This is a genomic window from Bradyrhizobium sp. BWC-3-1 (genome assembly GCF_032917965.1).
GTDB classification, from domain to species: Bacteria; Pseudomonadota; Alphaproteobacteria; order Rhizobiales; family Xanthobacteraceae; genus Bradyrhizobium; species Bradyrhizobium canariense_D.
The window spans coordinates 4,396,977-4,411,013 of sequence record NZ_CP136625.1; the positions used below are offsets into that span (position 1 = coordinate 4,396,977).

12 protein-coding genes are annotated in these 14,037 nt (G+C 64.0%); 4 read left to right on the plus strand and 8 right to left on the minus strand.

What is annotated here, in order from left to right; genetic code table 11:
* The first annotated feature begins 43 nt into the window (after window positions 1-43).
* The 4 genes from lpxA (at window position 44) to RX329_RS21320 (ending at window position 4,504) form a co-directional block, all read left to right on the plus strand.
* A complete protein-coding gene (lpxA, locus tag RX329_RS21305) occupies window positions 44-835 on the plus strand; it encodes an acyl-ACP--UDP-N-acetylglucosamine O-acyltransferase (protein WP_018455033.1) in 792 nt (263 codons plus the stop codon).
* A gap of 19 nt (window positions 836-854) precedes the next feature.
* Window positions 855-1,712 (plus strand): LpxI family protein, encoded by an 858-nt coding sequence (locus tag RX329_RS21310; protein WP_085384805.1) that lies wholly within the window; start codon window positions 855-857, stop codon window positions 1,710-1,712.
* Window positions 1,709-2,908 carry a lipid-A-disaccharide synthase gene (gene lpxB / locus RX329_RS21315; RefSeq protein ID WP_317244145.1) on the plus strand — a complete coding sequence of 400 codons (1,200 nt, stop codon included), beginning with the start codon at window positions 1,709-1,711 and terminating at the stop codon, window positions 2,906-2,908. Before RX329_RS21310 ends, lpxB begins: the two co-directional genes overlap by 4 nt.
* 240 nt (window positions 2,909-3,148) lie before the next feature.
* Complete coding sequence (locus tag RX329_RS21320) at window positions 3,149-4,504, plus strand: serine hydrolase (protein ID WP_317244146.1); 1,356 nt, start codon at window positions 3,149-3,151, stop codon at window positions 4,502-4,504.
* 114 nt (window positions 4,505-4,618) lie between these two features.
* Here the strand turns inward: RX329_RS21320 and RX329_RS21325 are convergent, their stop codons facing one another.
* The 8 genes from RX329_RS21325 to gltX form a co-directional block, all read right to left on the minus strand.
* A complete protein-coding gene (locus tag RX329_RS21325) occupies window positions 4,619-5,386 on the minus strand; it encodes an SDR family oxidoreductase (RefSeq protein ID WP_317244147.1) in 768 nt (255 codons plus the stop codon).
* On the minus strand, window positions 5,383-6,492 hold the full coding sequence (locus tag RX329_RS21330; RefSeq protein ID WP_085353264.1) for an ABC transporter ATP-binding protein: 1,110 nt from the start codon (window positions 6,490-6,492) through the stop codon (window positions 5,383-5,385). Before RX329_RS21330 ends, RX329_RS21325 begins: the two co-directional genes overlap by 4 nt.
* Window positions 6,493-6,502: 10 nt before the next feature.
* Complete coding sequence (locus RX329_RS21335; protein ID WP_317244148.1) at window positions 6,503-7,360, minus strand: carbohydrate ABC transporter permease; 858 nt, start codon at window positions 7,358-7,360, stop codon at window positions 6,503-6,505.
* On the minus strand, window positions 7,353-8,276 hold the full coding sequence (locus RX329_RS21340; RefSeq protein WP_085362119.1) for a carbohydrate ABC transporter permease: 924 nt from the start codon (window positions 8,274-8,276) through the stop codon (window positions 7,353-7,355). Before RX329_RS21340 ends, RX329_RS21335 begins: the two co-directional genes overlap by 8 nt.
* Window positions 8,273-9,559 carry an ABC transporter substrate-binding protein gene (locus tag RX329_RS21345; protein ID WP_317244149.1) on the minus strand — a complete coding sequence of 429 codons (1,287 nt, stop codon included), beginning with the start codon at window positions 9,557-9,559 and terminating at the stop codon, window positions 8,273-8,275. The genes RX329_RS21340 and RX329_RS21345 overlap by 4 nt, the downstream gene beginning before the upstream one ends.
* 57 nt (window positions 9,560-9,616) lie before the next feature.
* Window positions 9,617-10,795: an ROK family transcriptional regulator gene (locus tag RX329_RS21350; RefSeq protein WP_317246434.1), complete on the minus strand. Its 1,179-nt coding sequence runs from the start codon at window positions 10,793-10,795 to the stop codon at window positions 9,617-9,619.
* 177 nt (window positions 10,796-10,972) lie between these two features.
* A complete protein-coding gene (gene gltA, locus RX329_RS21355) occupies window positions 10,973-12,277 on the minus strand; it encodes a citrate synthase (protein ID WP_018458093.1) in 1,305 nt (434 codons plus the stop codon).
* A gap of 169 nt (window positions 12,278-12,446) precedes the next feature.
* Window positions 12,447-13,874, minus strand: a complete 1,428-nt coding sequence (gltX, locus tag RX329_RS21360; protein ID WP_317244150.1) for a glutamate--tRNA ligase — start codon at window positions 13,872-13,874, stop codon at window positions 12,447-12,449.
* Window positions 13,875-14,037 lie beyond the last annotated feature (163 nt).

Genomic DNA, 14,037 nt, shown 5'->3' on the forward strand with positions numbered 1-14,037 from the left:
CTTCAACACCTAATCAGACCTTCTTGATGAGTCAGATTGCTTGATGAGTAAGATTGACCCCACCGCACGGATCGCGGACGGCGCCGTGATCGGCGAGGGCACCGAGATCGGCCCCTTCTGCATCATCGGCCCGCATGTCGCGATCGGCAATAACTGCAAGCTGATCGGACAGGTCACCGTCATCGGCCACACCTCGATCGGAGATGGCTGCGTGATCTCGCCGTTCGCGGTGCTGGGCGGGGCGCCCCAGGATCTCAGCTACAAGGGCGAGCCCACGAAGCTTGAGATCGGCTCGGGCTGCACCATCCGCGAAGGTGCGACCATGAATGTCGGCACCATCAAGGGCGGTGGCCTGACGCGCGTCGGCAACGACGGCTATTTCATGAACAACAGTCATGTCGGGCATGACTGCATGGTCGGCAACAACGTGATCTTCGCAACCTCGGCGACGCTCGGCGGCCATTGCGAGATCGGTGACGCCGTCTATATCGGCGGCCTGTCCGCAGTGCATCAGTTCACCCGCATCGGCCCCTATGTGATGGTTGGCGGTGTCTGCGGCGTGCGCGACGACGTCATCCCGTATGGGCTGGTCAACGGCCAATATGCGGTGCTCGAAGGCCTCAACCTGATCGGCATGAAGCGGCGCAAGTTCACCAAGCAGCGGCTTGTGACCGTGCGCGCGTTCTACCAGAAACTCTTCCATGGCCCCGCTACCTTTGCCGAACGCCTGGAGGCGGCGCGGCCGCTCGCCGGTGGAGATCCGGCGATCGGCGAAATCCTCGACTTCATCGGCAAGGGCAAGCGCCCGCTCTGTCTTCCCGCCATCGCGAAGTGATGATGGAATGGCCCCGGGCATGACATCGGCGGCTTCGGAAATTTCATCGCCGGTCGGCGTCGTCGCTGGCGGCGGCGCGATGCCGTTCGCGGTTGCCGACTCGCTCGCCGCCCGCGGCATCACGCCGGTGTTGTTTCCGCTTCGGGGAGCCTGCGATCCCGCGCGGGTGGAGAAATTCCGTCATCGCTGGATCTCGGTCGGCCAGCTCGGCCGCGCCATGCGGCTGTTTCGCGAGGAGGGCTGCCGCGACCTGATTTTCATCGGCACGCTGGTGCGACCTTCGCTCTCGGAGGTCCGGGTCGACTTCACGACGCTTCGGCTGCTCGGCAATGTCATCCGCGCCTTCCGCGGCGGCGACGATCATTTGTTGTCCGGCGTCGGGCGCATTCTCGAGCAGGGCGGCTTTCGCATGGTCGGCATCAAGGATGTCGCGCCCGATCTGCTGATGCCCGAGGGCTGCATCAGCCGCGCCTGGCCGAGCGACACCGGCAAGACCGACATCGAGCGCGGACGCGCGGTGCTGACCGCCCTCGGTCCGTTCGACATCGGCCAGGCCGCGGTCGTGATCGACGGCCATGTGGTGGCGGTCGAGGATATCGAGGGCACCGATGCACTGCTCGCGCGCGTGGCACGGCTGCGCGAAGAGGGCCGCATCCGCGCCGCCACCGGGCGGGGCGTGCTGGTGAAGGTCCCAAAGAGCGGGCAGGATCTGCGCTTCGACCTGCCGACGATCGGCCCGCGCACCCTCGAGGGCGTCGCCGCCGCAGGGCTGGCCGGGATCGCCGTCGTTGCCGGCAACACCATCGCCGCCGAGCCGCAGGCAATGATCGCACTCGCCGACGCAAAATATCTCTTCGTCATCGGCCTGCCGGCGTGATGCAGGGTCGCGATCCCAAGCGCAAGATCTTCCTGATCGCCACGGAGGAATCCGGCGATCGGCTCGGCAGCGCCCTGATGAAGGTGCTGCGCCAGCGCCTCGGCGACGGCGTGCAGTTCGTGGGCGTCGGCGGCCACACCATGGCGCGCCAGGGGCTCGAGACGCTGTTTCCGATCGAGCAGCTCTCGATCGTCGGCTTCGCCGCGGTCGTGCAGCAATTGCCGAAGATCCTGCGGCTGATCCGCGAGACCGCGGAGGCCGTGACCGAAGCCGCGCCGGACGCGCTCGTCATCATCGACAGTCCCGACTTCACCCACCGTGTCGCCCGCCGCGTGCGGACGCGCAATCCGGCGATCCCGATCGTCGACTACGTCTCGCCACAGCTCTGGGCCTGGCGGCCGGGACGGGCGCGGACCATGCTCGGCTATGTCGACCATGTGCTCGGCCTGTTGCCATTCGAGCCGGAGGAATATCGCAAGCTCGGTGGGCCGCCATGCAGCTATGTCGGCCATCCCCTGATCGAGCAATTGCCCTCGCTGCGGCCGAACGCGGAGGAGCAGGCGCGCCGCGACGGCGAGCCGCCGGTCTTGCTGGTGTTGCCCGGCAGCCGCCGCAGCGAGATCAGGCACCATCTCGACGTGTTCGGCGCGACGCTCGGCCGATTGCGGACGGACGGCCGCCCGTTCGAATTGATGCTGCCGACCATGCCGCATCTCGAAACCACCATCCGCGAAGGCATCGCGAACTGGCTGGTCAAGCCTCAAATCGTGGTCGGCGAGAACGAGAAGCGCGCTGCCTTCCGCATCGCGCGCGCGGCACTGGCAAAATCCGGCACGGTGACGCTGGAGCTCGCGCTATCGGGCATTCCGATGGTGACGGCCTATCGCGTCGGCGCGATCGAAGCCTTCATCCTGCGCCGCGCGATCCGCGTCTCCTCGGTGATCCTCGCCAATCTCGTGATCGGCAAGGATGTCATCCCGGAGTTCCTGCAGGAAGACTGCACGCCGGAGAAGCTGGCACCCGCGCTCGCGGAGCTTCTGACCGATTCATCGCTGCGCCGGCAGCAGGTGGAAGCATTCGCCCAGCTCGATGCGATCATGTCGACCGGCAACAGATCGCCGAGCGTGCTCGCAGCCGACATCGTGCTGGCGACGATACGCAAGGGTAGGCGGGCAGGCTTGGACGTGTACTCATAAACGTTGGCTTACCAGCGCAAAGCGGAAGTCTCCCACCTAGAGCGCGATCGGCGGCTTGTGACCCAGAGCAGACCTCGCGTCGATTTGCATCTCTCATCGTCTCGGTAAGACTGCCAACATCCTCGGTCCACCAAACAACCACGGCAAACCGGGATGTCAGGTGCATGTCAGGATCTGCGCGCAATATCTTGTGCGCTCGCCTAGGTGCGGCCTCCTGATTGGATTTACCTAAAGGGACGCATGCGTCTTGCTCTAAAAATGTTCAGATTTCTTGTCGCGATCTTGCTTCTTGGGATTTTAGGGTTCGCTGGCTGGCTGACCTTCAGCCCACCCAATGGACTAGTGTCCGCCTCGGCTTATGCGGCAAAAATGGTTTGCTCGAATGTGTTCATTGCCGAACGTGATGCGGATGCGGTGATCAAAACCGACCTCGCGTTAACACATCCACGCATTGTCGAACGTCTGAAGATCAACGTCGACACCGCCAACCAGCGTGTCGAGGCGGCATATCGAGGCCTGTTCGCCAAACGCTACGCCCAATATGAGGAAGGACGTGGTTGTACGCTGGTGTCTAAGGACGAAATCCCCGACCGTGCCGAGCCGCCCTCACTGCCCGGAAAGCCTAGTGCGCTCTGGCCGGTCGGCGAGAGTGCTCAATTGTCTGACGACAAACACTTACTGGCGACGCTGAACGATCCGGCTCTCCAGGGGCCGGGCATGCGCGCGATCGTCGTGGTCCAGGACGGGCGCATCATCGGAGAAACCTACGGCGAAGGCTTCAACGCTTCGACGCCCCTCCAGGGCTGGTCGATGACGAAGACCGTGAACGCCGCCTTGGCCGGCATGGCGATCAGGGACGGAAAGCTTTCGCTGGACCGAAAAAATCTGTTTCCGCAGTGGACTGGCGACGCGCGCGCGGACATCTCGGTGGCCGATTTGATGGCCATGACAAGCGGATTGAAATGGAGCGAGGACGGTGACTCTCCCGACCCCGACGGGTTAGAAAATCTCGCACATGATGCGGCGGCTTTCGCGCGGGACCGTCCGCTTGTCGCCCCGCCTGGAACGCAGTTCAACTATTCCGGGGGTTCGTCTGTCCTGTTGGCCCGGGTCTGGCAGAACGCGGTTGGAGCGGACGCGCGAGCGTATCCGCAGGAGCGATTGTTCAAGCCTTTGGGCATGACCAGCGCTGTTCTTGAGGCTGACCCTTCAGGCACATTCCTTGGCGAAGCCTTTCTCTTCGCCAATGCGCATGATTGGGCGCGCTTCGGCGAATTCCTGCGCATGAACGGAGAGTGGAACGGTGCTCAGCTTTTGCCGCCGGGCTTTGTCGATTACATGCGCTCGCCTGTGCCAGCGTCCGATGAGGGACATGGCCCGGTCTACGGTCGCGGACAGCTTTGGTTGGGGCCGGGCCAGGGATTCCGACTCCCTACCGACACGTTCATGTTGCAAGGGCACCTGCGCCAGGTGATTGCGATCATCCCCTCGCGTAAACTGGTGATCCTGCGTATGGGTCTCACGCGGGAAGATATCGGGTACAGCGTCGCGAAACTACTGTACGCGATTGTGGCGGCGCGCCAATCGAATGAATGAGCGATTACTTCCGCTTGTGGCCCAACTCGGACCCAGGGAGAGTTACGCCAACGCGACTGCTATCAGATACGGAGCGGACCTCTACGAGGCAGCTCGGGTTTGTGAGTACACGCTCTAGCCGAGACCAGCGTCGACCTGAAAACACTGCCGCGTGATGCGCTGGCTGTCGTCCGAGGCGAGGAAAAGCGCCATGTTGGCGATGTCGTCGGGCGTCACCCCGTCGGGAATGGCCTGACGCGTGCGCAGCTCGGCGATCACCTGGTCGTCCGGGTACCACAGCCGGCGCTGACGCTCCGTGATCACCATCCCCGGCGCTATCGCGTTGACGCGGATGCGGTCGGGCCCGAGCGACCGGGCCAGGGAGTTGGTGAAGCCGACGATCGCGGCCTTTGCCGCGGCGTAGACAGGCAGCCCCGGGGCGCCGCGCATCCAGGCAATCGACGACATGTTGATGATCGAACCGCTGCCGCGCGCCTGCATCTGCGGCACCACCGCTTGCGCGGCAAAGAAGACGTGCTTGAGGTTGACGCCGATCATCCAGTCGAATTCGGCCGGCGTCACCTCGGCCAGCACCTGACGCTGATCATTGGCGGCGTTGTTGACGAGGACCGCGGCATCGCCAAGCGATCCCCGGGCCTGCGCCATGGCGCCGCGCAAGGCGTCGATGTCGAGGAGATCGCACGGCACGAACAAGGGTACGGTCCCGGCCGCGGCCTTCACTTCGGCGACCAGCGCCCGGCCGGCTGCTTCATCGAGATCCAGGAACGCGACGCGCGCCCCTTGCGCCGCGAACGCCCGCACGAAGGCGGCACCGATGCCGCTGGCGCCACCGGTGATCAACACCACGCGGTCCCTAAGGCCGGCATAGCTCGTTCTTGTCATGCGATCAGTCGCTCCGTCTCGGGGTCGAACAGGCAGATGCGACGCGTGTCGAGCGCGAACGGGGCGGCGGCGCCCGGTGTGGGGCGGATGTCCGGCGTGATGCGCGCCAGAGCAGGCTCGCCGCCAAGCCGCAGCAGCACGATCGTTTCGGCTCCCGTCGGCTCGACCATCTCCACCGGCGCGTTGACGACGACGGGCGGATCGGCGGAGAACACGCGGCTGCCCTCGGCGAGGCATTCCGGCCTGATCCCGACCACCACGTCACGGCCGACGAAAGGGGCCGCCGCGTCGTATTGACCAAGGCGGAGGCGGACCTCGTCCGGCCGTCCCGCGCCGATCACGACCACCGGCCCGCCGGCATCGGCCTCCAGCCGTGCCGGCATCGTGTTCATCGGCGGCGAGCCCATGAAGCGGGCCACGAACAGATTGGCGGGATAGCGATACACGGTATCCGGGTCGGCAAACTGCTGCACCACGCCGCGATGCATCACGGCAATGCGCGTCGCCATCGTCATCGCCTCGATCTGATCGTGTGTGACATAGACGATGGTGGCGCCGATGCGCTGGTGCAGCCGCTTGATCTCCATCCGCATCTCGACGCGCAGCTTGGCGTCGAGATTGGAGAGCGGCTCGTCGAACAGGAAGAGCAGGGGATCGCGCACCAGCGCCCGGCCCATCGCCACACGCTGGCGCTGGCCGCCGGAGAGCTGCGAGGGCTTGCGGCCGAGCAGCGGCTCGATCTGGAGCAGCCTGGCCACATTCGCCAGCGCCTTTTCCTGCTCGGCCTTCGGGACGTGACGGCATTCCATGCCGAAGGTGATGTTCTGGCGCACCGTCATCGACGGATAGAGCGCGTAGGACTGGAACACCATCGCGATGTCGCGGTCCTTCGGCGGAATGTCGTTGACGATACGTCCGCCGATTTCCACGGTGCCTGCGCTCGGGAGGTCGAGCCCGGCGATGATGTTGAGCAGCGTGGACTTGCCGCAGCCGGATGGGCCAACGAGCACGGTGAATTCACCGCTCTCGATATCGAGATCGATGCCCTTCAGCACCTCCAGATTGGCGTAGCGCTTGGACAGGGAGCGAATGCTTAGGGCTGCCATGACAATCCGATCATTTCACGGCCCCGGCGGTGAGGCCGCGCACGAAATACTTGCCGCCGATCAGATAGATCAGCAGGGTCGGCAGGGCGGCGATCATCACCGCCGCGCTCTGCACGCCATGCTGCGGGATGTCCGCGACTGCTGCGGATAGCGCGATCAGCGCGGCGGTGACGGGCTGTTGCTGACCAGTCGTAAATGTCACGCCGTAGAGAAATTCGTTCCAGATATGCGTGAACTGCCAGATCACGGTGACGACCAGAATAGGCGGCGAGAGCGGCAGGATGATGCGCCAGAAAATACGAAAGAACCCTGCGCCATCGATGCGCGCAGCTCTTATCAAATCCTGCGGGATGGCAGTGTAGTAGTTTCGGCAGAACAAGAGGGTAAAGGAGAGTCCCTGGATCGTGTGGATCACGACCAGGCCCGTTAGCGTGTTCATCAGGCCCGTATCGCGCAACACGATGGTCCAGGGAAGCAAGCGCATCTGCTGGGGAAGGAAGAGGCCGAGGGTCACGATGCCGTAGATCCAGTTATCGCCGCGAAAACGCCAGAGCGACACAGCGTAACCGGCGACAGCACCGAGCAGGGTCGAGAAAATCGTCGCGGGAATCGTGACGAGCGCGGAGTTCAGCATGTACGGCCGGATGCCGGCGCAGGTCTCGGCGACGCAGAAACCGCTCCAGGCCGCGGCGTAGTTGCTCCATGCCCATTGCTTCGGCCAGCCGATCATCGACGCTTGCGCGATCTCCTCGTTGGTGCGGAGCGAGTTCAGCACGACAACAACCAATGGCGCGAGCCATGCTGCAGCGATCAGCGAGACGACGAGATAGATCAGAATCCGGCTTGGCGCGATGGTTCGCTCACGCATGGATCGCCCGCCGCCGCTGGACATAACGCCACGCTGCATAGGGCAGCAAAACCGCAAGAAGAATGAGCAACATGAGCACTGCCGCCGCCGCTCCGCGTCCGAGCAGGCTGCGCTGGAACATCAGGTCATAGACGACGAGGGCCGGCAGCTGGGTGGCGATCCCGGGTCCGCCATTGGTGAGCGCGCGGACGAGGTCGAAGGTCGAAATCGCGAACTGCAGCTGGATGACGATGACGGTGATGGTGATCGGCCAAAGGGTCGGCAGGATGACACGCCGGTACATTCGGATCGGTCCGGCGCCGTCGATCTGCGCGGCCTTGATCAGGTCGGCGTCGACGGAGCGAAGGCCGGCGAGGAACAGCGCCATGGCGAAACCGGACGATTGCCAGATCGCAGCAATGACAATGGTCCAAATGGCCATGTCGCGGTCGATCAGCCAGTCGAACCGGAAGGAGGTCCAGCCGAGGTCGCGGACCAGCTTCTGGATCCCGAGGCCGGGATTGAGCAGCCAACTCCAGACCGTGCCGGTGACCACGAATGACACCGCCAGAGGATAGAGGAAGATGGACCGCAGCAGGTTCTCGCCGCGAATGCGCTGATCGAGCAGGATCGCAAGGATGAGACCGGTCGCCAGGCTCAGCAACACGAAGGCGCTGCCAAACAGCAGCAGATTGTCCAAGGCAATCTGCCAGTTCCGCGATGCGGCGACCGCAGAATAGTTGCGCAAGCCGACCCAGCCCGAGACCGGGACCAAAGTGGACGGCGTGAACGATATCCAGATCGTCCACAGCGTAAACGCAATGAGATGCGCGGCGGACAACAGCAGCGGCACCCAGATCGTCAGATACTCAGGCAGCCGGCGTACCCAGCCAGAGGCCGCCGGCCGGCCCGGTGTTGTCGAGACGGCGATCGTCAACGTGAGCTCTCGACGGCTTCGGCGAGGCGTATGGCCGCTTGCTCCGGCTTGATCGTCTTGTTCTTCACGTACTCCGTGATCACGTCGATCATCGCTGCGGTCATGCCGTTTTCCTGCGCCATGTTGTGCGCAAGGCTGAGGACGGCCTGATTGCTGGCAATCGCGTCTTTCAGGGCTGCTGCGGTCCGCCGTTGCCCGTCCGACCAGCCTTCGCCGGAGAGATCGACATCGGTGCGCACGGGGATCGATCCCGTGATCTGCGAATACATAGTCTGGATCGCCGGATCCATGACGAGCTGGGCCATCAGCGTCTGGCCGGCCTGCAGGTCGGGCTCCTTGCGCTGCCAGAATATGAAGGCATCGGCATTCAACAGGAAGACCGGCTTGCTATTGTCGCTCGGGCCCGGGGCGATGATGAAGTCCTCGAACTTGAAGCCGGCGTTGCGCAAGACGCCCTGCGCCCACCCGCCCATGATCATCATCCCCATGTCGCCGTCGACAAAGCGCTTCAAGTTGGTCGAAAAGTGCTGGGCGCCGACGTTGGGGTCCATCCAGTCGGCAATCTTGCGCACCTGTACGAAGGCAGCCTTTATCTCGGGGCCCTCCAGGGCCTTCTTGTCGAGATTCATGATGGCTGCGCGGTATGCGGTGGGGCTGATGCCCGCCAAAGCGGCCTCGAATTTCTGGCCGTCGTCCGGGCGGGTGCCACCATTGGCGATGGGATAGGGGACGCCGCCTGCTTTCATCTTCTCGGCGAGGTCGTTGAACTCAGCCCATGTGACGGGGACCTTGTCGGCCTTGGCCTTGTCCATCGCGCGTTTGGAGAGAAACAGCATGTTGGTGCTGTAGATCTGCAACGGCAGTGCAATCCACTTGCCCCCGGGCTTGTGCAATTTTGCAAGGTCCGGCGCGACAACCTTTTCGTATCCGGCGGCAGCGACAACGGCATCGAGATCGACGGTTGGGGCAATCTTCGACCAGGCCGCGATCTCGGGACCTTTGAGCTGCGAGCAGGCCGGCGGATCGCCGGCCATGATCTGGGCCCGCAGCTTGTTCATCATCTCGGTGGTGAAGCCGGGGACGGGCGAGTGCTGCCAGACCCCGCCTTTCTCCTCGAATTTCTTACCGAGCGCCGTGATGGCCGCCCCATCGCTTCCTGCAGACCATTGCGAGATCGCAGTCAGACGCGGCTTGATCGCGCCTTGCGCGCGGGCAAATGCCGGCAGCGCGAGCACAGCCGCGGATCCGGCGAGCAGTTGGCGCCTTGTTGTCGTGATCGGCATGGCAAGTTCCTCCCGGTGTGAACTCTTTCGCGCGAGAGCCGCGCGGCATCAGGTATCTCAGGCGGCCTCGGCCGACGCGGCCGGCATGCCGCCGCGGCAAGCGAGGCAGAAAGCGGCGAATGCCAGCGCCGCCCGCGGATCGTTGCCATTCGACGGCGGCACGAAAGCGAGCGACACTTGCGCGTGCTTGCGGCCGCCCAACAGGCAGGCGTCGATCCCCTCGACGAGCGCGTTGCGATCGTCCTCGGTGAGGAGCGACGGCCAGCCGCTGATCGCGACGCCCTTGCATGGCTTCACGTTCAGCGTATTGCCGATCGCAAGGCCAAGCCGGAACAGCCGCCGGCGCAATTCCTGCCGCACGCGCGACGAGAGCGGCATCGCGGTCACCCACTCGCTGCCGAGCTCAAGCAACTCGGCTTCCGCGACGCCAAGAAGCTCGGCCAAAGCGGGAAGCGACGTATAAGCCTCGACGCAGCCATGATGACCGCAGCGGCAAATTGGTCCGTCGGCTCCGAACACCATGTGGCCGAGCTCGACCGGCTGGAGGACATCGTCCTCGACCGCGTCATCCATCCAGGTGCCCGCGACGCCCTGACCGACGAAGACGAAGAGATGCGCGCCGCTGAATGGATAATGCTCCGTGCGGCAACGGTGAAAGATGGCGTGCGCGACGACCGAATTGGTGAACTCGACCCGCACGCCGGGAAGCGTCTCGCCGAACATCTCGCTGATCCGCCCGACATCGCAGGGAATGATCGGATTGCCTGACGCGCCCAGCCGGCCGAGACCCGGAATCGAGACGCCGATCTGTGCGAGGGGGATACGTCGACGCCGCGTCCACTCGCGCAGCAATGTCATCGCTTCGCGAAACGCCCGGCCGACCGTCGCGACGGTCGGCGTCTTCGGCAGCGGCACATGCCCGGTGTAGTGCAGTTCGCCCGACAGGCCCCCGACCCCGACGCTGAGCCGCTGAGTGGTCAGCTCGAACGCCGCGAGCGCCACCGCCTTATCGAGCGACACGAGACCCGTGGGGCCACCGACATAAGGGGCAGGGCGCCGCACTTCCTCGATCAGGCCTTCGGCCTTCAGATCGAACAGGATGCGCGACAGGCTCGCTTCCGACAGGCGCACGGCCTTGGCCAGCGGCGGGCGAAAAGACCCGCCTGACTGAAGCAGGTGAGTCAAAATGGCAGCGCGCGTCTGCCGCCGACTTCTCGGCTGCTCCGGCATTTCCATCCCTGTCGTCATTCTTACTTAGAGTAAGAATTTGCGCGCGAAGCGTTGCGACGTCAAGCGTCGGCCGAGATATTGCGCCGACTTGTTGTTGTGCACGGCAGCAGGGTTGTGTCCGTGCAAAACAAAACGGCGCCATCCGGAGATGGCGCCGCTTCGAAAGCCGTGATGGGCTCGATCTTACTTCCGGTTGTTGATCGCAACGTAGTCGCGGCGGGTGACGCCGGTGTAGAGCTGGCGCGGACGGCCGATCTTCTGCTGCGGATCCTCGATCATCTCGCTCCACTGGCTGATCCAGCCGACGGTGCGGGCGACCGCGAACAGCACGGTGAACATCGAGACCGGGAAGCCCATCGCCTTCAGCGTGATGCCCGAATAGAAGTCGACGTTCGGGTAGAGCTTGCGGTCGATGAAGTACTGGTCGCTGAGCGCGATCTTCTCGAGCTCGAGCGCCACCTTCAGCATCGGATCGTCGCCATGGCCGGTCTCCTTGAGCACGGCGTGACACATCTTCTGCATGATCTTGGCGCGCGGATCGTAGTTCTTGTAGACGCGGTGACCGAAGCCCATCAGGCGGACTTCAGAGTTCTTGTCCTTCACCTTGGCGATGAACTCGGGGATCTTGTCGACCGAGCCGATCTCGGCGAGCATCGCGAGCGCTGCTTCGTTGGCGCCGCCATGGGCCGGGCCCCACAGGCAGGCGATGCCGGCCGCGATGCAGGCGAACGGGTTGGCGCCGGAGGAGCCGGCGATACGCACGGTCGAGGTCGAGGCGTTCTGCTCGTGGTCGGCGTGCAGGATGAAGATCTTGTCCAGCGCGTCAGCCAGCACCGGGTTGATCTTGTAGTCCTCGCACGGCACGGCAAAGCACATGTGCAGGAAGTTCTCGGCGAACTTCAGCGAGTTTTTCGGATACACGAAGGGCTGGCCGACCGTGTATTTGTAGGCCATCGCAGCCAGCGTCGGGATCTTGGCGATCATGCGCATGGAGGCGATCATGCGCTGCTTCGGATCGTTGATGTCGGTTGAGTCGTGATAGAACGCGGCGAGCGCGCCGACAGCCGCTACCATGATCGCCATCGGATGGGCGTCGCGGCGGAAGCCCTGGAAGAAGCGGGCCATCTGCTCGTGCACCATCGTGTGATGGATCACGCGGTCGTCGAAATCCTTCTTCTGCGCGGCGGTCGGAAGCTCCCCGAACAGCAGCAGATAGCAGGTCTCGAGGAAGTCGCCATTCTCGGCGAGCTGTTCGATCGGATAGCCGCGGTATTCCAGCACGCCCGCGTCACCGTCGATATAGGTGATCTTGGACTGGCAGCTCGCGGTCGAGGTAAAGCCCGGATCGTAGGTGAACAGGCCGGACTGGCCGTAGAGCTTGCCGATATCGATGACGTCGGGCCCGACGCTGCCGCTGTGGATCGGAAGATCGAAATTCTTGTTTCCGACCGTCAGTGTGGCGGTCTTATTGCTTGGTTTGGCGTCCATCAGAGGTCCCCGATGTATGGTGAAACGGGCCGGACCCGGAGGCCCCGATGAGATATCGCGGGGCAGGCCGGATGTTCCAGAAGGTACGGGTGAGATGGGTATATTATTGCTGTGTGCGCTGCAAGATGGCGCCACGCATGGTCGACTTACGTCGTAGGCTGGCCCTCAGCTAGTCCTTAGCCTGATCCTTAAGCCGGCCCTGGCTTTCCTGGCGTCCCAGGACGTCCAAAACCTCGAATATGCCGGGCGACGTCGTCCGACCGGTCAGCGCGGCCCGCAGCGGCTGGGCGACCGCGCCGAGCTTGAGACTATTTTCCTCGGCAAAGGCGCGCAGCGCGGCTTCCGCATTGGCCGCGCTCCACGTCTCGACTTTCTCCAGCGCGGAATGAAGCTGGCCGATCAGCTTGCGGTTCTCAGGCGTCAGCAGCGCCGCCGCCTTCGGGTCAAGCTCCAGCGGCCGGTCCGCGAAAATGAAATAGGCGCTGTCGATCAGCTCGATCAGCGTCTTGGCGCGCTCCTTCAGGGCCGGCATGGCCTTCAGGAGCTGCGCGCGCGTGGTGTCGTTTAACTTGGCCTTAAGCTCGTCGCGGCTGGGCACGACGTGGTCGAGCACGTCCTCGAACATCTTCACGAGTGATTGATCGTCGGCATTGCGGATGTAGTGGCCGTTGAGGTTTTCCAGCTTGGCAAAATCGAAGCGCGCTGCTGCGCGGCCGACGCTGGGAAGATCGAACGCCGCGATCATCTCCTCCGTCGAGAAGATTTCCTGGTCGCCATGGCTCCAGCCGAGCCGGACGAGATAGTTGCGGAGCGCGGACGGGAGGTACCCCATGGCGCGGTAGGCATCGACGCCAAGCGCGCCGTGCCTCTTGGAGAGCTTTGAGCCGTCCGGGCCATGAATCAGGGGGATGTGGGACATGCTCGGCAGCGTCCAGCCCATCGCGTCGTAGATCTGCTTTTGGCGGGCCGCGTTGATCAAATGGTCGTCGCCGCGGATGACGTGGGTGACGCCGATGTCGTGATCGTCGACCACCACAGCGAGCATGTAGGTCGGGTTGCCATCGCCGCGCAGCAGGACGAGGTCATCCAGATTCTCGTTCTGCCAGACCACGCGGCCCTGGACCTGGTCCTCGATCACGGTCTCGCCGGTCTGGGGCGCACGGAGCCGGATGGTGGGCTTTACGTCGGTCGGGGCCGTCGCCGGATCGCGGTCGCGCCACAGGCCGTCATAGAGGCGCGTGCGCCCCTGTGCGCGCGCCTTCTCGCGCATCGCGGTGAGCTCCTCGGCGGTGGCGTAGCAGCGATAGGCCTTGCCGTCGGCGAGCAGCTGCTCGGCGACCTCGCGGTGGCGGGCGGCGCGGCTGAACTGGTAGATGACGTCGCCATCCCAGCCGAGCTCCAGCCATTTCAGGCCGTCGAGGATGGCGCCGATCGCGGCCTCGGTGGAGCGCTCCCGGTCGGTGTCCTCGATCCGGAGCAGCATCTTGCCGCCGTGCTTCTTCGCATAGAGCCAGTTGAACAGCGCCGTGCGCGCGCCCCCGATATGGAGGAAGCCGGTCGGCGAAGGAGCGAAACGGGTGACGACGGGAGAGGTCATTCTTGGCAGGGCCTATGCATTGGAGGCGCTGGTATATAACAGGACCGGAGCATAACTAAAGCCCGGCAGCGGACCGCCAGGGGTTGCTTGAGACCTTGCTTAAGCCCTTGGCTCAGCCAAGGGAATTTGGCAGAAGGGCCGCTGATTTCCCTACAGGATTTTC

What these genes read in the sequence shown, in the direction of transcription:
- lpxA (WP_018455033.1), top strand. Translation starts at nt 44, where the DNA reads ATGAGTAAGATTGACCCCACCGCACGGATCGCGGACGGCGCCGTGATC.
- RX329_RS21310 (WP_085384805.1), top strand. Translation starts at nt 855, where the DNA reads ATGACATCGGCGGCTTCGGAAATTTCATCGCCGGTCGGCGTCGTCGCT.
- RX329_RS21320 (WP_317244146.1), top strand. Translation starts at nt 3,149, where the DNA reads ATGCGTCTTGCTCTAAAAATGTTCAGATTTCTTGTCGCGATCTTGCTT.
- RX329_RS21325 (WP_317244147.1), bottom strand. Translation starts at nt 5,386, where the DNA reads ATGACAAGAACGAGCTATGCCGGCCTTAGGGACCGCGTGGTGTTGATC.
- RX329_RS21330 (WP_085353264.1), bottom strand. Translation starts at nt 6,492, where the DNA reads ATGGCAGCCCTAAGCATTCGCTCCCTGTCCAAGCGCTACGCCAATCTG.
- RX329_RS21335 (WP_317244148.1), bottom strand. Translation starts at nt 7,360, where the DNA reads ATGCGTGAGCGAACCATCGCGCCAAGCCGGATTCTGATCTATCTCGTC.
- RX329_RS21345 (WP_317244149.1), bottom strand. Translation starts at nt 9,559, where the DNA reads ATGCCGATCACGACAACAAGGCGCCAACTGCTCGCCGGATCCGCGGCT.
- RX329_RS21350 (WP_317246434.1), bottom strand. Translation starts at nt 10,795, where the DNA reads ATGGAAATGCCGGAGCAGCCGAGAAGTCGGCGGCAGACGCGCGCTGCC.
- gltA (WP_018458093.1), bottom strand. Translation starts at nt 12,277, where the DNA reads ATGGACGCCAAACCAAGCAATAAGACCGCCACACTGACGGTCGGAAAC.
- gltX (WP_317244150.1), bottom strand. Translation starts at nt 13,874, where the DNA reads ATGACCTCTCCCGTCGTCACCCGTTTCGCTCCTTCGCCGACCGGCTTC.